15 protein-coding genes are annotated in these 21,579 nt (G+C 39.0%); 12 read left to right on the top strand and 3 right to left on the bottom strand.

The features are described 5' to 3' along the window. Positions 1-3: 3 nt before the first annotated feature. The 3 genes from NZD88_RS09825 to mfd form a co-directional block, all read right to left on the bottom strand. A complete protein-coding gene (locus NZD88_RS09825) occupies positions 4-825 on the bottom strand; it encodes a hypothetical protein (RefSeq protein WP_259828990.1) in 822 nt (273 codons plus the stop codon). 89 nt (positions 826-914) lie between these two features. Next, positions 915-1,148 (bottom strand): hypothetical protein, encoded by a 234-nt coding sequence (locus NZD88_RS09820; protein ID WP_259828989.1) that lies wholly within the window; start codon positions 1,146-1,148, stop codon positions 915-917. A 30-nt stretch (positions 1,149-1,178) separates the two neighbouring features. After that, complete coding sequence (gene mfd / locus NZD88_RS09815; RefSeq protein ID WP_259829278.1) at positions 1,179-4,547, bottom strand: transcription-repair coupling factor; 3,369 nt, start codon at positions 4,545-4,547, stop codon at positions 1,179-1,181. A gap of 254 nt (positions 4,548-4,801) precedes the next feature. Here mfd and NZD88_RS09810 point away from each other — a divergent pair, with 254 nt between their 5' ends. From NZD88_RS09810 to NZD88_RS09755, 12 genes are all read left to right on the top strand, one after another. Then, complete coding sequence (locus NZD88_RS09810; RefSeq protein ID WP_169233897.1) at positions 4,802-5,194, top strand: hypothetical protein; 393 nt, start codon at positions 4,802-4,804, stop codon at positions 5,192-5,194. A gap of 182 nt (positions 5,195-5,376) precedes the next feature. Next, positions 5,377-5,622, top strand: a complete 246-nt coding sequence (locus NZD88_RS09805) for a hypothetical protein (RefSeq protein WP_259828988.1) — start codon at positions 5,377-5,379, stop codon at positions 5,620-5,622. 129 nt (positions 5,623-5,751) lie between these two features. Then, positions 5,752-7,251, top strand: a complete 1,500-nt coding sequence (locus tag NZD88_RS09800; protein WP_259828987.1) for a GH3 auxin-responsive promoter family protein — start codon at positions 5,752-5,754, stop codon at positions 7,249-7,251. Positions 7,252-7,320: 69 nt separating this feature from the next. Further along, the gene (locus NZD88_RS09795; protein WP_259828986.1) at positions 7,321-7,683 is read left to right on the top strand and encodes a hypothetical protein; all 363 of its coding nucleotides are present in this window, start codon (positions 7,321-7,323) and stop codon (positions 7,681-7,683) included. 92 nt (positions 7,684-7,775) lie between these two features. Beyond that, positions 7,776-9,011: an MFS transporter gene (locus NZD88_RS09790; RefSeq protein ID WP_259828985.1), complete on the top strand. Its 1,236-nt coding sequence runs from the start codon at positions 7,776-7,778 to the stop codon at positions 9,009-9,011. Positions 9,012-9,102: 91 nt separating this feature from the next. Next, a complete protein-coding gene (locus NZD88_RS09785) occupies positions 9,103-11,241 on the top strand; it encodes a T9SS type B sorting domain-containing protein (protein ID WP_259828984.1) in 2,139 nt (712 codons plus the stop codon). A 105-nt stretch (positions 11,242-11,346) separates the two neighbouring features. Then, positions 11,347-13,464: a T9SS type B sorting domain-containing protein gene (locus tag NZD88_RS09780; RefSeq protein WP_259828983.1), complete on the top strand. Its 2,118-nt coding sequence runs from the start codon at positions 11,347-11,349 to the stop codon at positions 13,462-13,464. Between the two features lie 274 nt (positions 13,465-13,738). Then, positions 13,739-15,328: a replicative DNA helicase gene (gene dnaB, locus NZD88_RS09775; RefSeq protein ID WP_259828982.1), complete on the top strand. Its 1,590-nt coding sequence runs from the start codon at positions 13,739-13,741 to the stop codon at positions 15,326-15,328. An 86-nt stretch (positions 15,329-15,414) separates the two neighbouring features. Further along, entirely contained in the window at positions 15,415-15,891 is a 477-nt protein-coding gene (rnhA, locus tag NZD88_RS09770; protein WP_259828981.1) for a ribonuclease HI, read from the top strand. A 159-nt stretch (positions 15,892-16,050) separates the two neighbouring features. Then, positions 16,051-18,303: a T9SS type B sorting domain-containing protein gene (locus NZD88_RS09765; protein ID WP_259828980.1), complete on the top strand. Its 2,253-nt coding sequence runs from the start codon at positions 16,051-16,053 to the stop codon at positions 18,301-18,303. A gap of 247 nt (positions 18,304-18,550) precedes the next feature. Next, entirely contained in the window at positions 18,551-20,812 is a 2,262-nt protein-coding gene (locus tag NZD88_RS09760) for a T9SS type B sorting domain-containing protein (protein ID WP_259828979.1), read from the top strand. A 129-nt stretch (positions 20,813-20,941) separates the two neighbouring features. Continuing rightward, on the top strand, positions 20,942-21,568 hold the full coding sequence (locus NZD88_RS09755; RefSeq protein ID WP_169233886.1) for an NAD(P)H-dependent oxidoreductase: 627 nt from the start codon (positions 20,942-20,944) through the stop codon (positions 21,566-21,568). Positions 21,569-21,579 lie beyond the last annotated feature (11 nt).

Raw genomic sequence — 21,579 nt, 5'->3', positions numbered from 1 at the left:
CAATTAATTGCTTTTATAAGTTACATATTCAATAACATCGATCTTCATGATAGATTCCAGTGTAAATGCATTGGAAATCGTATTGGTGTCCGAGACATTACGCCCTACTGCAAACTGCGAGGTTACATTTGATGTATTGATTTTTCGGCACGCCACCTCAAGCTTATGTCCACCAATAGGAACATTTTGCTCTGTATAATTAAGCGTGAAAATATAATCCTGAATACCAGACTTCTCGGTATTATTGTTTGAAACCACCTTATCCGGACGTACCGCCACCAATTTGCCGTTTCGGAAAACGCCGCAGGTAAAGGTGATAGACTGGGAAACGGTTGCATCCGGAGCCTTCATTTCTATACCTGTCTGAAACTGGTAAGTAAGCCTGTTTTTTCCGTTTTTGATGATAAAATTATTTTCAAGTCCGGTTATTTTCGACCATTTCCCTTTCGAAGTATCGGTGATATCATCTCCAACATTGTTCTTATAAACATTATCTGCAGCCACACCATTAGAAAGATCCGTAATACCTGCCTGATCTGACGACAGATATGAATTGATCAGTTTGTATTGCCCTTCCTCCATAAAGGAAACATTCAATGATTTCCAGACAGGAGGCAAACCTTCTCCCTGTGAAACCAAAACCTGGCCGTTCAATCCGGCACTTCCAATCTGGGCAGATGTACCGCCTACTCTAAGTTCTTTTCTTAATGTGGTTTTCCCGCTGACATCGAGATTAGATTTGGGAGAAGTAGTCCCAATTCCCACTTGCGCGTTGACAGAAAGCGACAAAAAGCCCGCTGCGCAACAGTAAATAATTCTTTTCATAATATGGGCTGCAAAGATATGAATTTAAATCACAAAAAATCCTTTACAACCCGTTAATCATGTAGAAATAAAGCAATTACGTTATAGAATTAATTGTATGAAAAAGTAGAATTATTACTACAAAGCTTTCCTTTTTTATGCATCTCCAAAGAAGAATACCCTTCAAAACCAATCACAGCGATAGATACAGCATTTTCTTTTCTCATTAAATAGTGATTTCCAAGCCCTTTTAAGCTTAATTCCCAGTATTCTATTGGCCCACAACACTGATAATAATCATGAAAAAAAAGACCCAAAAAGTAAACTTTCCGGGTCTTTTCCATTGTTTTGATCAAAAAACAAAGCTATCTATTTTAATGATGTCCAATAATGGTCTTCAACAGCATATTTACCTCATCTACATTTTTCACTTTTTCTTTTCTCATCATCAGAAGGTTTCCTTCTTTACCCACCTTCTCTTTAAGCTGGGCTTCCGAAGGATTTTGTGTTAAATAACTGATGATATGTTTGAATCTGTCGGTCTGATAAAATTTATCCTGAGGATTAGCAGGGAAATAGCCTAAAAACACGCCATTCTTCATGACAATCTTCTCAAATCCTATGTCTGCAGCAAGCCATTTCAGGGCAACGCTCTTCAGTAAATTAACAGCTTCTTTTGGGAGATCACCAAAACGGTCAATCAGCTCCAATTCAAACTGATAGAGGTCTTTTTCATTGTTGATCTCAGCAATTTTCTGATACAGAAGCAGTCTTTCTTCCGTATTGGAGATGTAAAAATCAGGCAGCATCAGCTCCAGATCAGTATCAATATTGACATCTTTTACCGACTTGAAAAGCTTCTGTCTGTCCTCTTCATTATCAAATAAGTTCTCAAACTCTGCATCATCTTTCAATTCCTCTAAAGCTTCCTGCATTAGTTTCTGATACGTTTCAAAGCCCATTTCATTAATGAATCCACTCTGTTCCGCCCCCAGAAGATCTCCGGCACCACGGATCTCCAGATCTTTCATAGCAATCTGAAAACCACTTCCAAGATCCGAAAACTGCTCAATAGCTTCCAATCGTTTTCTGGCATCGGAAGTCATCATATCATAAGGAGGTGTAATCAGGAAACAGAATGCTTTTCTGTTGCTTCGCCCTACTCTTCCTCTCATCTGATGGAGATCTGCCATCCCGAACCTATGAGCATCATTAATAAAGATGGTATTCGCATTAGGAACATCTACCCCACTTTCAACGATAGTAGTCGCAACAAGTACATCGTACTTTCCTTCCATAAAATCAAGCACATTCTTTTCGAGCTGCTTACCTTCCATCTGGCCATGTCCTGTAATCACTCTTGCATCGGGAACCAGTCTCTGGATAAGCCCCGCAATATCTTTAAGGTTCTCCACCCTGTTATTGATAAAATAAACCTGCCCGTCCCGCTGAAGTTCATAAGAAACAGCATCCCTGAGAATTTCTTCACTGAATCCTATCAACTGCGTATCAACAGGCTGTCTGTTCGGTGGTGGCGTCTTGATCACCGACAGGTCTCTTGCCGCCATCAACGAGAACTGCAGTGTCCTCGGGATTGGGGTAGCAGTCAATGTAAGCGTATCTACATTACTTTTCAGTGTTTTCAGTTTATCCTTTACTGAAACTCCGAATTTATGTTCTTCATCGATGATCAGCAGTCCTAAATCTTTAAACTTAACAGAACTGCTCACCAGCTGGTGTGTCCCAATAATAATATCTACTTTTCCACTTTTAAGACCATCTAAAGCCTCTGCCTTTTGCTTAGCCGTTCTGAATCTATTGACGTAAGAAACATTCACCGGAAAATCTTTCAGCCTTTCTCTGAAACTTCTGAAATGCTGAAAAGCCAAAATTGTTGTAGGAACCAGCACTGCAACTTGCTTTCCATCTGTAGCAGCCTTAAACGCTGCACGGATGGCCACTTCGGTCTTACCGAAACCTACATCTCCGCAGACCAGCCTGTCCATCACCGTATCTGCTTCCATATCTCTCTTTACATCGATGGTTGCTTTTTCCTGATCCGGAGTATCTTCATAAATAAAACTGGCTTCCAGTTCATTCTGCAGATAAGAATCCGGAGTAAAAGAAAATCCTCTTGCTGTCTTTCTTTCGGCATACAGCCTTATAAGGTCAAAAGCAATCTGTTTTACTTTTGCTTTTGTTTTCTGTTTCAATGATTTCCACGCCGGGGAACCTAATTTGCTAAGCACAACTTCTTTGCCGTCCGGTCCGTTGAATTTCGAAATTTTATGAAGGGAGTGGATACTTACATATAATAAGTCTCCGTTTTTATAGGTAAGTTTAAAACATTCCTGAATCTTCCCGTCATTATTCACTTTCACCAGTCCCATGAATTTCCCTATTCCATGATCGATATGAGCAATATAATCTCCGATTTTAAGGGACATCAGATCTTTCAGGGTAAGCTGCTCAGATTTTGCAAAAGTATTTTTCGCTTTGTATCTCTGGTATCGGTCGAAAATCTGGTGATCTGTATATACTAAAAGCTTATGCACGTTATCCACAAAACCTTCATGCAGTTCGGATTTGAAGCTTTTAAACGGAAGTTCATGCTCCAGTTCTTCAAATATAGACTCTAATCTTTCTCTCTGCTTTTCTGTTGAAAAAGAGATCCAGGTATCAAAACCTTCATTCTGTTTTTCTTCCAGGTCCTCAATCAACAATTCAAAATTCTTATGAAAAGAAGGTTGGGGAAGTTGCTCTACTTTTATTTCAGTAATTTCCTTGAGTCCGTCAATAGGAGTACCTGCAAAATCAATGGTTTTAAACTTTTTAAAATCAAACAGAAACTCCTGGTCTGAAATAAAGAGTTCCTGTGGCTTCCTGTGGGCAATATCTTTACTTAAAGTCTCATATTTTTCCAGTGATTTTTCATAAAAAGTTTTGATCCTGTGCATTCCTACAGAACCATTCCTTGAAACGATAAAACTTTCGGCAGGCAGTAATTGCAATAGCGAAACCCTGGTTGCAGTTACTGAAAAATTCATATTGGAAACCAGTTGAAAATCTTTCACTTTATCTATTGAAAGCTGGGTTTCAATGTCAAAAGTCTTGATGCTTTCCACTTCATTACCAAAGAATGTAATCCGGTAAGGTTTTTCGTAGGAATAGGAAAATACATCCACGATTCCTCCTCTGACAGAAAATTCTCCCGGTTCAGAAACAAAATCCGTCTGCTGAAAGTTATAATGCGTCAACAACTCATCCACAAAATCAAAATCCAGCTGATCTCCTACTTTTATATGATGAGAGATCGCTTTAAAATCTTCCTTCTTTAAAACTTTTTCAGACAAAGCTCCCGCATAGGCTACAATAACTTTTGGAGATCTTCCGGAATTGATCTTATTTAAAACCTCCGTTCTCAGAACAAGATTGGCATTCTGTGTTTTCTCTACCTGATAAGGCTCAAGGTGTGTTGCCGGAAAATACAGAACTTTATCTTTTCCAATAAGATCTTCCATTTCCGTATTGGCATATAATGCATCTTCTTTATCATCTACCAGATAAAGGACGGTTTTTTTCCGGGTCAAAAAAAGTTCGGCAACAAAAATAGAGACCGAAGAACCGGCATTTCCCTTTACGGAAATATGCTGGCTGTTTTCTAACTGGGTAAAGATTTCTTTTCCAAATTCTTTCTGAAGAAGGTCGGGAAGAAACTTTTCGTGAATGGGTTTTAGCTGCATAAATAGTAATGGCATAAACGACAAAAGCGATTTCGGGAGTGATCCGAAACCGTTTATGCAAGACAAAGGTAAGGATATTTTTTTCTTTGGATGAAAATGAAGTATCTTCTAAAAATTAACTAAAATCTCATAATAGATACCCAAATCTTAATTTTTTACAATTTTATCTAATTAAAAGTTAAAAAAAAGCCTATTTTATTGCATGGCATAGTGTTTGGGAATTTCATCTTATCGAAATTTAAATAAATAATGTTATGAAAAAAGTAATTAGAATCTTAGGCGTATTGATGCTGGTAGTTGTTGCCACATTATCTTTTGCATCATGTAGTAATGATGATGATCCGGTAAACAATGATTTCTTCGCAGGAACCTACAAAGGGAAGATCTCTTATAATGATGGATCTACAAACAACAGTACAGATAACGGAAGTGTATTTGTAACAAAGATTGCCAGCGGTACGAAATACAATTTCGCATTCTCGAACGGTATTCCTGATCTTAATGGAGTTGAATTTCAGCAGTCGGGAGATCACACACTAGTAATGGTGGGTTCCAGTGCTACCTCTTATATAAGAATTGACAATAATGAATTGAAAATCTTATACATGAAGGATGGTAAAACGTGGACCGCCAACTGTACACGTTAAAATCAATTATTCCTATTTATATCAAGCCTGTTTTCGTCATGAAAGCAGGCTTCTTTTATTTTCAACGCCCCAGTTTAAGTTTTTTTTAAGCAGTAATAAACTTTAGTTAAGGTTGTAAATCCCAGTTTTTCAGCCCGCTTTTTGTATATCTTTACTCAAGAAAAAATAAACAATACACGCTCATGAAAAAATTATTAACAGCGATGTCTCTAGCTTTAGGACTAGGCTTTGCAACCGCACAACAGACTGCTCCGGCAACGACTGCAGCCCCTCACGCAACAACAAAAACGGTAAAAGCTCCGGCCGCTAAAACTGCCCAACCGGCAGCCAAAATGAAAAAGGACGGAACGCCTGATAAAAGGTATAAAGAAAACAAAAACCTTAAAAAAGACGGCACTCCGGACAAGAGGTACAAAGCCAACAAGTAAACTTTAACATATAGTTGTTATTTTCATAATCAAATTTCGAAGAACCGGTGAATCTCATTCGCCGGTTTTTTTGTGGCATATCTGAATGAAAATGATTCCATATTCTCTACTTATTTATAAATTTGAGGCATGTTAAATTTCTTCAAGAAAAATGCGGCACTGATCTGGGCAAAAAAACATGTTCAGAAAACCGGGGAATTCAAAAAAAATTCAGAAAAAAATCAGGAAGCTCTTTTGCTGTCTCTTATAAAGACGGCTCAGAAAACACTGTTTGGAAGGGAACATGATTTTGAGAACATTCATTCTATTAAAGAATTCCAGGAAAAAGTTCCTGTTGCCGACTATGAAGATTTGAAACCCTACATCGAAAGGGTAAAAAAAGGACAGGCCAATATTCTGTGGACGGATATTCCGGAATATTTTGCAAAAACTTCAGGCACAACTTCAGGATCGAAATACATTCCTATTTCCAGAGAAGGAATGCCGTTTCAGATTGCCGGGGCACAGAGCGCACTATTCCATTATATTACTCAGAAAAATAATGCAGACTTTGTGAATGGAAAAATGATTTTCCTACAGGGAAGCCCTGAAATGGAAGAAGTTTTCGGAATAAAAACAGGAAGGCTTTCAGGAATTGTCGCCCATCACATCCCTACTTATCTTCAGAAAAACCGCCTTCCAAGCTGGAATACGAACATTATGGAAGACTGGGAGGCCAAGGTAGACAAGATCATTGAAGAAACGGAACATGAAAATATGACCCTGATCTCAGGCATTCCGCCATGGCTTATCATGTATTTTGAGAAGCTTACCGAAAAACACGGTAAAAAGATCAAACAGCTTTTCCCTAATCTCCAGCTTCTTGTAACGGGAGGCGTTAATTATGAACCATACCGGGATAAAATGGAAGATCTTCTGGGTGGAAAAGTAGATATTATTCAGACATTTCCGGCATCTGAAGGTTTTTTTGCTTTTCAGGATGACTATACCAAAGAGGGACTGCTCCTGTTAACTAACCATGGCATTTTTTACGAATTCATTCCATTAGAAGAATATGGGAAACCCGGAGCACGAAGATTAACTTTAAAAGATATAGAACTCAATAAAGATTATGCATTGATCCTTACTACCAATTCAGGCTTGTGGGCCTATTCTATAGGGGATGTTGTAAGATTTATCACTAAAGATCCGTACAGAATTCTGGTGAGCGGAAGGACAAAACACTTCACGTCTGCTTTTGGAGAGCATGTCATTGCATTCGAAGTTGAGGAGGCAATGAAAGCCACGCTAGAAAAATACCCTGCACAGATCATAGAATTCCATCTTGCCCCGCAAGTTAATCCTGCTGAAGGGCTTCCCTATCATGAATGGCTGGTAGAGTTTGAAAAAGAGCCTGAAAACATGGAGTTATTCAAAAATGAACTGGATAAGCAGCTTCAGAAGAGAAATACTTATTATGAGGATCTTATTACGGGAAATATTCTCCAGCCCCTTCATATAACGACGCTGAAAAAGAACGCATTCCATGAGTATGCAAAATCGCAGGGCAAGCTGGGAGGACAAAATAAAACGCCAAGACTTGCGAATGACAGAAAAATTGCAGATCTATTAGAAATTTACAAACTTTAAAGATATTTTTTCAATTCTAAAAACATATATTCGAAAAAAATTATAAATTTGAAAAAATAAAAAATAATAATGAGAGCATCTGTACTTTTAAAATCATCTTTAGTAACTTCTTTATTTGTGATTTCATCCTGCGCTACCACAAAGTACAGCGATGACGTTTCAAAAAACAATTATTCTAATCTTCAAGCTGGAAAAACTTATGTTGTTACCATGAAAGATGGTTCTCCAAAACAGAAAATACTGTTCCGTAACATTGATGGCGATAAACTTATCGGAACTGCCGGTAAGAAGGACAGTACAGAGGTGATCATTCCAAAAGCCAATGTTGCTGCGGTAAAAGACAGATCCAAAGCAAGAGTGACCGCAGGTGCTACCGTAATTGGGGCAGCGGGTGTTGCAGCCATTGTGATCAGTTCTCTGAGAGCAGACTAAATAGATTTTATCTTTCAGAACCTATTTGATTTATCATTTAAAAATCGACATATAAAACAGCCTTAAATAAATATTTAGGGCTATTTTTGTGCATGATTTCCTTTACACCGTTAAAAACATTGCAAAATGTTGAATTCAGGAATCTTCTTACGGGAAGATTTTTTATTGTTTTAGCCTTCAGAATGCTTGCTACTTTATTGGGATGGTGGGTATATCAATTAACAAAAGATCCTTTTTCAATAGGCCTCATCGGACTTTCAGAGGTTATTCCCGCCGTAAGCTGCGCTTTATATGCCGGACACGTCATTGATATGAATGAAAAGAAGCGACTTCTGCTGATTTGTAATTATGCCTATGTTTTTCTGATTGGCCTTCTGCTGATTCCTGCATTTTTCAATGTAGAGATGCACTTCAACGGACACGAAATCACCTATTTTATATACGGGGTTATATTTTTCACAGGAATAGCCAGGGCTTTTATCGGGCCTATTGCTCCCTCCATGATTCCTAAAATTGTAAAGAAAGAAAACCTCCCGAATGCCGTAACCCTGAACCAGGCTACATTCCTGATATCTTCTGTATGTGGACATGCCGCCGGAGGACTTCTTATCGGTTATTTTGGGGTAAAATACACATTGATTGTCATTATTTCATTAATATTTATTGCTTCATTATTCTTCTGGCAGCTGAAGGAACAGCATTCGGAATATAAAAAGGAAGAAGTGAATGTTGTGGAGAGTATGCGTGAAGGTATTTCCTATATCTTTAAGACAAAAGAAATTTTAGGGGCGTTATGTCTTGATATGTTTGCTGTTCTTTTTGGAGGGGCCGTAGCCATGATTCCGGTATTTGCCACTGACATTTTAGATGCAGGAGCGGAAGGTTTCGGACTCCTGAATGCGGCATCCGATATAGGTTCTATGTGTATCATCACCCTTTTAGCAGTGGTTCCGTTAAGAAAGAATCAAGGGAAAATCCTACTGGTTGTTGTTGCCGGATTCGGGCTCTGCATCATTGGTTTCGGTCTGTCCAAGCTATACTGGCTTTCGTTTATATTTCTTGTCATGAGCGGAATGCTGGATGGAATCTCTGTTGTCATCAGAGGAACTATTGTACAGCTGAAAACTCCGGATCACATCAGAGGCCGTGTATTGAGTGTGAATTCTATCTTTATTATGTCCAGCAATGAAATGGGCCAGTTTGAAAGTGGTTTAATGGCAAAGTTACTAGGCGTAGTACGCTCTGTAGTGTTTGGGGGAACCATGACTGTCTTGGTCGCACTCCTGGTAGCAAGCACCAATCCCAAGCTGAGAAAAATGAATTATTAGGCAATAATATGCTGATTCTATTAAATATATCACAAAATCTTTAAATTAACTTTAATAATTTTTTATATTTGTCTTTTTTAAATCCCCCTTTATGAAAAAAGCATTACTCGTTTTTCTAATCATCTGCTCACGCATCTTATATGCCCAGTCAGATTGTATTAGTGCAATATCTATCTGCGGAAACTCAGATATTTCTTATACTCCTTCCGGACCAGGAAATATACTGGAAGGTATTGGTGTAAATTCCTGTCTGAGTGACACTGAAAACGAACACTTTTCGGTGTGGTATTCTTTTACGGCAGCGACTTCCGGAACACTGGCATTTGTTATTAACCCGGTTATTGATACCGATGACTATGACTTTGCAGTCTACGGGCCTACTACAAACGGCTGTACTTCTTTGAATAATAGTAACATTTTTGTAACGCCTGTAAGATGTAATTTCAATGGTACAGGTGCATCTCTGGGAAATACAGGATTACTCTTAACTATACCACCACCGCCACCGCCAAATACGAATGGAAGTGCAGGAAACCAGTCAGAATGGAGTCCTCATATGGTAGTGCAAGCTGGTGAGACTTATTATCTTGTTGTAGATAACTATAGAAGTTCTCCGGATGGATTCTCACTAACCTGGACAGGTACTGCAAGTTTAAGTTCTGCATTCAACGATCCAGCACTTGCTCCGTTTCCATTTATTACTCCGGGACTTCCGGCAGCTAACCCTAATGATCCGAACGAGGTAACGGTTTGTTCTCTTGCTACGCCATTCAACTTTACTTCATTGAGCACAGCAATTATCAATGGAAACAGCCCCAATTTCAAGGTAACTTACCATAAAAATACCAATGATGCCATTACAGGAGGAAATCCTGTGACTTCAGAGGTCGTAAACCTTGCACTGGTTTACTATTATAGAATTGTGTATCAGGATCCTGCGAACCCAACCAATCCTATGAATGGCTGTTTTATTACAGGAAAATTCAAATTCAGAGATGGCGGCTTTACTTTAACAAACGCAACACTTACGAGCTGTAGCAATAATAACTCCGGGACAGCCATGTTTGATCTTACTACTGCTACTATAGGAGCCGGGCCTAACCACGTGTTGAAATATTATCCTACAATGTTCGATCTGAACGCAGGAACGAACGAAATCACAAGCCCAGCTATATACCAGTTTGTATCAGCTCAAGGAAAAATATTTGTAAAAGCAACAAACGAATTCGGATGTACAGCAACTGCGGAAATCACTCTGAAGTTTCATCCACTGGTAGCCGTAAATGATGCTTCTTTAAGAACATGTTTCCTTGAGACTAACCATTCTTTGGGAACTTTCAACCTGAGCAGTGCTATAGTAACAACGCAACTTGGAACGACTAAAAAATACTATCCATCTTTAACCGATGCAGTAAACGGAACCAATGAAATTCTAAGCTTCCTGGCTTATACAGCTCCAACAGGAGTAATCTATGTAAAAGTAATCAATGCACAGGGCTGTTATAATATCGCCAAGGTAACACTCACCGTTCTTTCTCCTGTTTACTCGAACGTTCTACAGGATAAAATCATCTGTATAGAGGACAAAACAACTCTGGATGCCGGACCTGGATTCAATGGGTATGAATGGAGCACCGGAGCAACTACACAAGTTATCAACAATGTATCTGTAGGAACTTACTGGGTTAAATTGAAGACAGGCGACTGTATCTCATTACAGACGGTAAAAGTATATGCTTCTGAGCAGCCTGTTGTTTCAAGCATTGATATTTCAAACACGACAATCACGGTGAATGTAATTGCAGGAGCTCCTGAATACAAATATTCTATGGATAATATCAACTGGCAGGATTCCAATGTATTTACCAATGTTTCAAGAGGAGACCACAAAATCTATGTAAAGGATGCGTATGACTGTGAGCCTATTGATATAACAGTGGTAGTACCCAATCTTATCAATGTTATTACTCCAAATGGGGATGGTGTAAATGACGTCATAGACTATTCAGCCTTATCTGGTAAAAATGGTCTTATATTCAGTATCTTTGATAGATATGGGACTAAGATCCACCAGGCCGATAAATCTAACGGATATAAGTGGGACGGAACAGTAGCCGGTAAAAAGATTCCTACAGGAACATACTGGTATTCTGTAACGTGGAATGAAAATGATAAAAAGAATACACCATTCAAATTCTCAGGATGGGTAATGGTAAAAAACAGAGAATAATTTCTTGTTAAAAATACAAAACCGCTCTACGGGGCGGTTTTTTTCAACATAAATGCTGATAACTTTATTTTACTCAAATCTTGTTTCACAAAAATCATTTTAAACATGAAAAAAACATTACTTCTTTTAATTTTCTTCATATCGCAGGTGTTTTATGCACAGTCTGACTGTGTTACAGCCATTCCTCTCTGCGGGAACTCTGACATCTCCTACACCCCAACAGGACATGGAAATATTCAAGAGGAGCTGTCAACAAGTGGATGCTTGGGCAGAGATGAAAATTACTCAGTATGGTATACTTTTACCATAGCAACATCAGGAACCCTATCATTTACTATTGACCCTAATGTTAATACGGATGATTACGATTTTGCAGTATACGGCCCTACGACCAACGGGTGTACATCCCTGAACACCAACAACACCTTTGTTACACCAATCAGATGTAATTACGCTGGAAGAGTACCCAATGGAGATACAGGACTCAGCTTAACCATACCACCTCCGGCAACTCCAAATGGCACCGGAACTGCTGGAAACCAGATAGAATGGAGCCCTTACATGCAGGTGCTGGCTGGAGAAACTTACTATCTTATTGTAGATAATTTTGAGAGTTCCGATGACGGATTCAAGTTGATCTGGGGTGGTACAGCTACCCTAAGTTCTGCGTTCAATAATCCGGTTCTTGCTCCTAATCCTTTTATTCCGCCGGGTATCCCAGGAGCTGCCCCAACCGACCCTACAACGATTATGGTATGCGGACTTCCTTCTCAGTTTAATTTTAACACACTTACTGCCGGTATTATTAATGGCAACAATCCCAACTTCCAGGTTACTTACCATGACAATACCAACGATGTCGTTACAGGAGATGATCCTCTTAACATTGCAACAGTAAATGGAACAACCACATATTATTACAGAATCCGCTATCTCGATCCAGACAACCCGAACAACGTTATCAACAAATGCTTTATAAGCGGTAAATTCAAATTTGTAGATGCAAGCATCACAGCAAAAAATGCGACTATTTTCGCATGTAATAATAATGGTGAAGGAACTGGAAAATTTGACCTGACGACAGCAGATGTATTTACGGGCGGTACCAAAAAATATTATCCGACCCTTGCTGATTTAAATGCTGACACTAATGAGATTACGAATCCAACCAGCTATATTTCAGCTCAAAAAATAGTATATGCAAAAGTAATTTCTGCATTTGGATGTACTGCTATAGGAAATATTACATTATCATTCCATCCGGTAGTTACTTTAAAAGATGCATTGATGGAAGAGTGCTATATCGAAAACGATATCATGCAGGCTAAATTTGATCTGACACTAGCCGATATAGGAGCTATTGCAGGACAGACTAAAAAATTCTATAAGACATTAAATGACGCAACAGCTGAAACCAACCCAATTGCTGCACCTAATACTTATCTTACTACAAGCACCGAAGTCTATGTAAGGGTTACAAACGCTAATCAGTGTTATGATATCGCTAAGATTACGTTAAAAGTACTTCCTCCTGTAAAATCTGCAGTATTGAAAGACAAAACGATCTGTGCTGAAGCGAAAACAACATTGGATGCAGGACCTGGATTTGATGGATATGAATGGAGCACAGGTGCTACTACACAATCCATCAGCAATGCAGGAATAGGTATTTACTGGGTAAAACTGAAAACAGGAAAATGCTTTACGCTTCAGACTGTAACCATTTTTGCTTCGACGCAACCTGTAATATCCAGTGTAGAAATCACCAACAATACGATTACAGTAAATGCTTCAGGCGGAACACCTCCTTACATGTACTCAACAGATGGAGTGACATGGCAGGCAACTAATTCGTTCAGCGGACTTCCTAGAGGAGAAAATAAAATATTCTTAAAGGATTCTTTCAACTGTACTCCTATACAGATCACAGTTACAGTGCCAAACCTGATCAATGCAATCACTCCGAACGGAGACAAAGTGAATGACGAGATTGATTACTCTGCTCTTTCTTACAAGAAAAACCTTGTGTTTATAGTATATGACAGATATGGAAACAAGCTTTATGAAGCGAACAAAATGAGAGATTACAAATGGGACGGAACAGCTTCCGGCAAGAAAATCCCTACAGGTACTTACTGGTATTCTATCTCATGGAACGAAAACGATAAGAACAGTACCGAAACGAAATATTCAGGATGGATACTGGTAAAGAATAAAGAATAAATCTATTCTTATATCACACAAAAAAAGGCTGTCTTTTGCGACAGTCTTTTTTTTGTGCCTTATTTTCATTTAACTCAAAAAATGATATTGGGTCATGTAAATAGTCAAAAAAATATTAATCATTTTCATCTGAATGAATATTACTTATTGAAAATTTTCTATTTTTGATCCCCAAATTTTTATCAACATCTTTTTGGTTCTGTTCATGATACATCAGGAGGATTGCTGATAACTTGTTAGTTATTATTTTTTTTAAATAAACTATCTTTGCATCATGGCGCAGAAAGAAACATTATCATCCCTAACGCATGGAAACTTTGCAAGAGAGCTATCTATTGCGGATGGAAAAATGCCTCCCAATGCTGTAGATTTTGAAAGACTGGTTATAGGAACTTTTTTGATTGACAAAAAGGGACTTGACCACTCTATTGACCTTCTTACTCCGGAAGTATTTTATGACCCAAGACATCAGGTCATTTTCTCCACGATCTTAAAGCTTTACGAAGCTAACCATCCGGTAGACCTTATGACGATTATCCAGGAATTAAAAAAAGAAGATAAATTAAGTCAGGCCGGTGGAGATCATTATCTCATTGATCTTACCATGGGTGTGAGTTCATCTGCCCATATTGAATACCACGTACGTGTTATTCTTGAAAAATACATCTTAAGAAGTCTGATCAATGTTTCTGCCAATGTCATTGATTCTTCCTATAAAGAATCTACGGATGTTTTCGAACTTTTAGACAAGGCGGAACAGTCGTTCTTTGAGATCACCAACGGAACGATCAAAAAAGGATTCGACACTGCCAATTCATTGGTAAAACAGGCTATTGAAACGATTAAATCTCTGAAAGATAAAGAGGGCCTTTCGGGAGTTCCTTCAGGATTTAGAGATATTGATAAAGAAACAGGAGGCTGGCAAAATTCCGACCTCATCATTATCGCAGCCCGTCCGGCGATGGGTAAAACAGCGTTCCTTCTGTCTATGGCAAGAAATATTGCCGTAGACCACAAAATTCCTATGGTGCTTTTCTCTCTCGAGATGGCATCGGTACAGCTAATCACCAGGATGATTGCTTCTGAAACGAAAATTTCTTCTGAGAAACTGAGAAAAGGAACTTTGGATGACGAAGAATGGCAGAGACTTTTTTCCAATGTATCGGAACTGGAAAACGCACCCCTTTTTATTGACGAAACCCCTTCTCTTTCTATATTCGACTTTCGTGCAAAATGCCGAAGACTGGTTATGCAGCACGGAGTAAGACTAATCATGGTCGATTATCTCCAGCTGATGACTGCAGGAGGCGGAGGAAAAGGAGTTGGAAACCGTGAACAGGAAATTTCCATGATCTCGCGTTCATTAAAAGCTATTGCAAAAGAACTTAACGTCCCTGTTATTGCACTTTCACAGCTGTCAAGAAGTGTGGAAGCCCGCCCGGGAAAAAGACCTCAGCTTTCTGACCTTAGGGAATCCGGAGCGATTGAGCAGGATGCCGATATTGTATCCTTTATCTTCAGACCGGAATACTATAAAATTGCAGTATGGGATAATGACGAAGAAGGTGCGGAAACGCCAACGGAAAACCAGGCCGAGCTGATCATTGCAAAACACAGGAATGGTGCCACAGCTGACGTGAGATTATCATTCTTAAAACATTTCGCAAGATTCGGTGATATTGAAGCAGCTTTTGATGGTGGATTAGGAGGTCATCCTTCCAATTTCAGTTCTAATGAACCTAGTGGTTTCGATAAAATCAAGACAACTATTCAGCCCGGGGCAGCATTTGATCTGCCGGACAGCTCAAAGCTTTCAGGATCTTCAATGAATGATTTCGATGACGATGATGATTTCCCGTTCTAGAATTTACAGCATTTTAAATTAAATAACAGTTTAGTTTTCCTTAAATTTATTTTAAATGGACTACTAATTTATATATCCCTACACTTTTGAGAATAGAAATATATACCGACGGTGCATGCAGCGGAAATCCCGGAAAAGGAGGTTATGGAATTCTCATGCGTGTTCCCGAAAAAAACTATCAGAAAACATTTTCCAAAGGTTTCAGAAAAACCACCAACAACAGAATGGAACTTCTGGCTGTTATTTCCGCCATGGAAAAACTAAAATCTTCGGAGAACGATATTCACATTTATACAGACAGCAAATACGTCGCTGATGCCGTGAACCAAAACTGGATCGCAGGATGGATCAAGAGAGGATGGAAAAATGTAAAAAATCCTGACCTTTGGAAGAGATTCATTGAGATGTATAATAAGCACACCCCAAAAATGCATTGGATAAAAGGCCATGCTGGACATTTTGAAAATGAGCTTTGCGATAAACTCGCTGTAGCTGCCGCAGCCTCCACCGATCTGGAGATCGACGCCTATTTTGAAGGCCTGGAGAGCAACTCTCTTTTTTAATGAATCTAAATTCATATTCACAACATTAAACATTCACCTGTTTATTATGTTATTTATTGAAAAATAACTATCATTTTCAGTAAAATTAACATTAAACACACATTAATTAATTGGGATTTAATATATTTACAGTATCTAATTAAAAGTAATCCCAATTCAATGAATAAACTTTTACTGTCTTATATTTCTCTTCTTCTGCTCTTTCTGTCAGGAGGACTACTTTCCCAAACATATCAACTCACCGGAAATCCGGTCAATACCACAGGATGGACAATGGTTTCCCCCACACAGGTAAGCGGTGATTTTATTCAGCTCACTCCGGACGCCAATGATAAATCAGGATCTATAAGACTGAACGATCCCATCAACTTAAAATACTGTGATAAGTGGAGAGTGGAGTTTGATTTCAGAATGGATTCTAACCAAACTTCCAATGGGGACGGAATTGCATTTTGGTACTTAGCCAATCCACCAGTGGCAAGTGTATTGGGTTCCGGTCTCGGAGTTTCCCAAAATGCCGTTGGCTTTATTGTAGGATTTGATACTTATAACAATACTACCACAGCTACAATGAGTAAGGTACATGTAGCTTACGGACAGGTTGTCAATACCACAGACACCAACAATGTAGAGTTCTTCAACACTGCCGGAAGTTCTTTTCACTCACCGGACCTTAACACAACAATCCCTTTTCAGGGAACCACCTATAAACATGTTGAAGTAACTGCTCAGGTAGATCCTGCCATTCCAGCCAACTGGATTGTAAAAATAACAATTGATGGCACACTAATTTGTAATCAATCTTTTGCTCCTGCGGGAACTGCAGCCGCTATGACAGTGGGGTACTTCGGATTTTCTGCTTCTACAGGAGGAGCAAGATCAAGACATTCTATTAAAAACGTAAAGATCTATACCGATAAAGTTCCTATTTTACAAACTACGGCTACACAGTCTTTTTGCCCAAACCCTACCACCGGATTCGGATCTGTAAACTTAACGTCTTTTAATTCTCAATTTGTAAACAATCCCTCCAACTATACATTCACCTATTTACAGGGCTCAACTCCCATTGCAAATCCTACGAACTACCAATTCAATGCGAACACTACAGTTACGGTGGTTGTAAAGGACAATGCAGGAATATTATGTGATAACCCGGATGGAAAGATCCTATTGGTTCTTGCTCCTCTTACCCTTACTGATAAAACTTTAACAGTATGTAATAATAATAAAGCAGGGACCGGATTATTCAACCTCAACTCGGCAGATGTAGCAGGCGGACTTACCGTGGTCAAAAAATATTACAAAACCCTGAATGACCTGAATGCCGGAACAAATGAAATTCAAAATCCAGGTACTTATACTTCTGCAGCAGGGATTGTTTATGTAAAAGTAACGACACCGCTGGGATGTACCGGTACTGCAAAAATTACACTGACATTTTACCCGGACACTCCGGTAAAAGAGGCTACACTACGTTCATGTTTTCTACAGAACAATATTACCAGTGCAGTATTTGACCTGACTTCCGCTGATGTAACAACATTGACAAGCGGTTTCACTAAAAAATATTACACCTCTGTAGCCAATGCCCTGGCCGGAACCAACGAGATCGTAAACCCTACACAGTATATGTCTGTAAGCACTGCAGTATATGTAAAAGTAACAGATGCTACCGGATGTTTCGCTGTGGCAAAAGTGAATCTTGTTGTATTGCCACCTGTAACATCTACCGTTTTAAAAGACAAAATAATCTGTATTGACGGAAGAACTGACCTGGACGCAGGACCTGGCTTTAACAGTTATGAATGGAGCACCGGAGCAACTACTCCATCTATCCAGGGAGTTGGCGTAGGGCTTTATTGGGTAAGATTAAAAACAGGAGATTGTATTACGACACAGATTGTAAAGGTTATTGCTTCTGCCAACCCTGTTGTTACAAGCATCGACATCAATAATACAACTATAACCGTCAATGTATCAGGAGGTACACCACCTTATAGGTATTCTTTAAATGGCATCGACTGGCAAGATTCAAATATTTTTACGGGACTTCACAGAGGCGAAGCTAAAATTTTCGTGAAAGACTTTTACAACTGTACACCTGTTGAAGTACAGATCACCGTTCCGAACCTGATCAACGCCATCACACCGAATGGGGACAACGTCAATGACTTTATTGATTATTCTGCACTGGCCTACAAGAAAAACCTGGTGTTTATAGTGTATGACAGATATGGTAATAAACTGTACGAAGCCGGAAAAACAAGAAATTTCAAATGGGACGGAACTGCTTTCGGTAAAAAGATTCTTACAGGAACTTACTGGTACTCTATCTCATGGAACGAGAATGACAAAAACAACACAGAGACCAAATACTCAGGCTGGGTTTTAGTCAAAAACAGGGAATAATCCTCAGTTAGTAAAAAATCACTCTTTTTCTGGAGTGATTTTTTAATGACCATAAACCGTAAGAAGAATATGAGTTTATTTTTTCACCCCAAACAATAAAAAGAGAATATCATTTTAATTATTTTATCAATTAATCAAAATTAACTTGAAATTGACAATTTAAACCAAACAATTGACAATTATTCATTATATAATACCACACAAAATAAATATATTTATACCAATAACCTCAAACCAATAGCTTCACATGAAAAGAAAACTACTCATTTATTATTTAACCATTTTATTAGGCTTTTCAGGACAAGTATTTTCCCAGACGTACCAGCTCGCAGGAAATCCGGTCAACACTACAGGTTGGGACCTTGTTTCGAATGCAGCCGTTGACACAGATTTTATCCGCCTTACTACAGACAATACCAGTTTATACGGAGCTATAAAGCTGGCCACTCCTATCACATTAAGTTATTGTGATAAATGGAAAGTGGAATTTGACTTTAGAATAGATGGAAATGGCACCACTCAGTTCGGAAGAGGAGACGGATTTACATTCTGGTACCTGGTCAATCCCCCTACAGGATTTGTATCAGGTGGAGGACTTGGAATCCCAGGGAACGCATCAGGACTCATGGTAGGATTTGATATTTTCAACAATACCACAGAAGGTCAGATGAGCAAAATACATTTGCTTTACGGAACCAATGACACAGCCGGAAATAATATTGAATACAACAATACTCCGGGCAGTACATTCCATTCTCCTGATCTAATCGCCACGCAACCCTTTGTAGGACCAGTCTACAAACATGTGGAAGTAAATGGAGAAACAGACCTTACCAATCCGACAAACTGGATTATTAAAATTAAACTGGACGGCGTACTTATTGTAGACCAATCATTTGCCCCTTCCGGAGGAGCAATAGGAATGTCACAGGGATATTTCGGTTTTTCAGCAGCTACTGGAGGTGCGAGTGCGAGACATTCGATCAAGAATGTAAAAGTTTTTGTAGATAAAGTTCCTATCCTGAATGCAACTGTTACTCCGTTTGTATGTACCAACCCTGCAACCGGAACCGGAACAGTGGATCTAACTTCTTTCAATTCACAGTTTGTCAATAATCCTGGAAACTATGTATTCACTTATTATGTATTAGGAAGTTCAACACCGATTACCAACCCTACAAACTTCCCGTATTCAGGAACCACGACCATTAAAGTCGTCATCAAAGATCCAAGCTCAACGCTCTGCGACAATGGAGATGGAGTTATACAGCTTAACCCTACACCATTTGCAGCAACGGATGCTACACTTACAGGATGTAACAACAATAATGCGGGTACAGCCACATTTGACCTTACCACAGCAGCATTAACAACGGTTCCGGGATGCACTATGCAATTCTACAATACGATGTACGACCTGAATGCAGGGATCAACCAGATTCCCAACCCTACAGCTTATGCATCACCAGCGGCCATATTATTTGCAAAAGTAACCACTCCTCAGGGATGTGTAAGCACCGCAAAAGTTACCCTGAATCTTAATCCGGTCGTGGTTGTTACTGATGCTTCTTTAAGATCTTGTTTCCTTGAAACCAACCCTTCATTGGGAACATTCAATCTAAGCAATGCTCCCGTAACAACATTAACAGGAGCAACGAAAAAATACTATCCGTCTCTGGCAGATGCTCAAAACGGAACCAATGAAATTTTAAATTTCTTAACCTATACGGCACCATCCGGAGTGATTTATATCAAGGTATTCAATGCACAGGGATGTTATTCTATTGCTAAGGTAACACTGACCGTTTTGGCACCGGTTCTGTCCAGCGTATTAAAAGACAAGATCATCTGTATTGAAGACAAAACCACATTGGATGCAGGACCTGGATTCACTTCATATCTTTGGAGCACTGGTGCAACGACACAGTCTATTACCAATGTAGGCGTAGGAACCTACTGGGTAAAACTGAAAACCGGAGACTGTACTGTACTTCAGACAGTAAAAGTATATGCTTCTGAGCAGCCCGTAGTTACCCATATTGACATCTCAGGAAATACAGTGACTGTTTTTGCCAATGGAGGAACTCCTCCTTACCAATATTCAATGGACAATATAAATTGGCAGGATTCTAATGTATTCCCCAATGTTGCCAGAGGGGAAACTAAGATCTTCTTAAAGGACAGCTATGATTGTGAACCTATTGAGATCAATATTACTGTTCCGAATCTGATTAATGTGATTACTCCGAACGGAGACGGTGTGAATGACGCCATCGATTATTCAGCACTTTCCAATAAGAAAAACCTGGAAATCGGAATCTTCGACAGATATGGCTACAAGCTTTTCCAGGCTGATAAATCAAACAGATACATCTGGGACGGAACGACCAATGGAAGCAAGAAAGTCCCTACCGGAAACTACTGGTATTCTATCACATGGAATGAGAACAACAGCAAGAATACTCCAATCAAATTCTCAGGTTGGATTATGGTAAAAAACAGAGAATAAATTTAAATTGATTATTTTTATATACCCCGGGATCGCTCCAAATTTGGAGTGATCCTTTTTTTATTCTTATCAAGGTATATATTTCATTTTAAAGCTACTTTATTCGTATTCAATTCTTAAATTTGTCCTATGAATTATTTGGAAGCTTTGAGCAGAAGATATTCTGTGAAAAAATTTAATCATGAGATCATTCCTCAAGACACCCTGCACAATATTCTTGAGTCAGGGAAGCTGTCTGCAAGTTCGCTTGGACTTCAACCGTACAAAGTACTGGTGGTTGAAAGTGAGGAAATGAAACAGAAATTGATTCCGGCTTTCTATAATCCTTCACAAATTTCGACATGCTCGCACCTCATCGTCATCATTTCAAAGAAAATGATTGAGGAAAGCTATATTCACGGCTATTTTAATCATATTTCCGAGGTAAGGGAAACTCCTGTGGAGAAACTTGACCTGTTCAGAAAAAGCATTAATCAACATATCACCCAAAAAACACAGGATGAAATTTTCAACTGGGCAGAAAAGCAGTCTTATATAGTACTGGCCAATCTGATGTACGCCGCTGCTATTGAAAATATAGATTCGTGCCCTATGGAAGGCTTCCGGCAGGACCTTATAGAAGAGATCCTCAACATCAATCCAGAGACAGAAAAAGTAACCGTGACCCTCGCTTTAGGCTACCGTTCTGAAGAAGATCATTTCCAGCACATGAAAAAAGTAAGAAAACCAAACGAAAAATTGTTTAAATTTATTTAATATTTAAACGA

Origin of the sequence: Chryseobacterium pyrolae (genome assembly GCF_025153485.1) — a bacterium.
Lineage (GTDB): Bacteria > Bacteroidota > Bacteroidia > Flavobacteriales > Weeksellaceae > Chryseobacterium > Chryseobacterium antibioticum.
This window is presented reverse-complemented; position numbering and strand designations above follow the sequence as displayed.

Bases quoted from the DNA above. Each gene is read 5' to 3' on its own strand.
- NZD88_RS09825 (WP_259828990.1), bottom strand. From the start codon at position 825: ATGAAAAGAATTATTTACTGTTGCGCAGCGGGCTTTTTGTCGCTTTCT.
- NZD88_RS09820 (WP_259828989.1), bottom strand. From the start codon at position 1,148: ATGGAAAAGACCCGGAAAGTTTACTTTTTGGGTCTTTTTTTTCATGAT.
- mfd (WP_259829278.1), bottom strand. From the start codon at position 4,547: ATGCAGCTAAAACCCATTCACGAAAAGTTTCTTCCCGACCTTCTTCAG.
- NZD88_RS09810 (WP_169233897.1), top strand. From the start codon at position 4,802: ATGAAAAAAGTAATTAGAATCTTAGGCGTATTGATGCTGGTAGTTGTT.
- NZD88_RS09805 (WP_259828988.1), top strand. From the start codon at position 5,377: ATGAAAAAATTATTAACAGCGATGTCTCTAGCTTTAGGACTAGGCTTT.
- NZD88_RS09800 (WP_259828987.1), top strand. From the start codon at position 5,752: ATGTTAAATTTCTTCAAGAAAAATGCGGCACTGATCTGGGCAAAAAAA.
- NZD88_RS09795 (WP_259828986.1), top strand. From the start codon at position 7,321: ATGAGAGCATCTGTACTTTTAAAATCATCTTTAGTAACTTCTTTATTT.
- NZD88_RS09790 (WP_259828985.1), top strand. From the start codon at position 7,776: ATGATTTCCTTTACACCGTTAAAAACATTGCAAAATGTTGAATTCAGG.
- NZD88_RS09785 (WP_259828984.1), top strand. From the start codon at position 9,103: ATGAAAAAAGCATTACTCGTTTTTCTAATCATCTGCTCACGCATCTTA.
- NZD88_RS09780 (WP_259828983.1), top strand. From the start codon at position 11,347: ATGAAAAAAACATTACTTCTTTTAATTTTCTTCATATCGCAGGTGTTT.
- dnaB (WP_259828982.1), top strand. From the start codon at position 13,739: ATGGCGCAGAAAGAAACATTATCATCCCTAACGCATGGAAACTTTGCA.
- NZD88_RS09765 (WP_259828980.1), top strand. From the start codon at position 16,051: ATGAATAAACTTTTACTGTCTTATATTTCTCTTCTTCTGCTCTTTCTG.
- NZD88_RS09760 (WP_259828979.1), top strand. From the start codon at position 18,551: ATGAAAAGAAAACTACTCATTTATTATTTAACCATTTTATTAGGCTTT.
- NZD88_RS09755 (WP_169233886.1), top strand. From the start codon at position 20,942: ATGAATTATTTGGAAGCTTTGAGCAGAAGATATTCTGTGAAAAAATTT.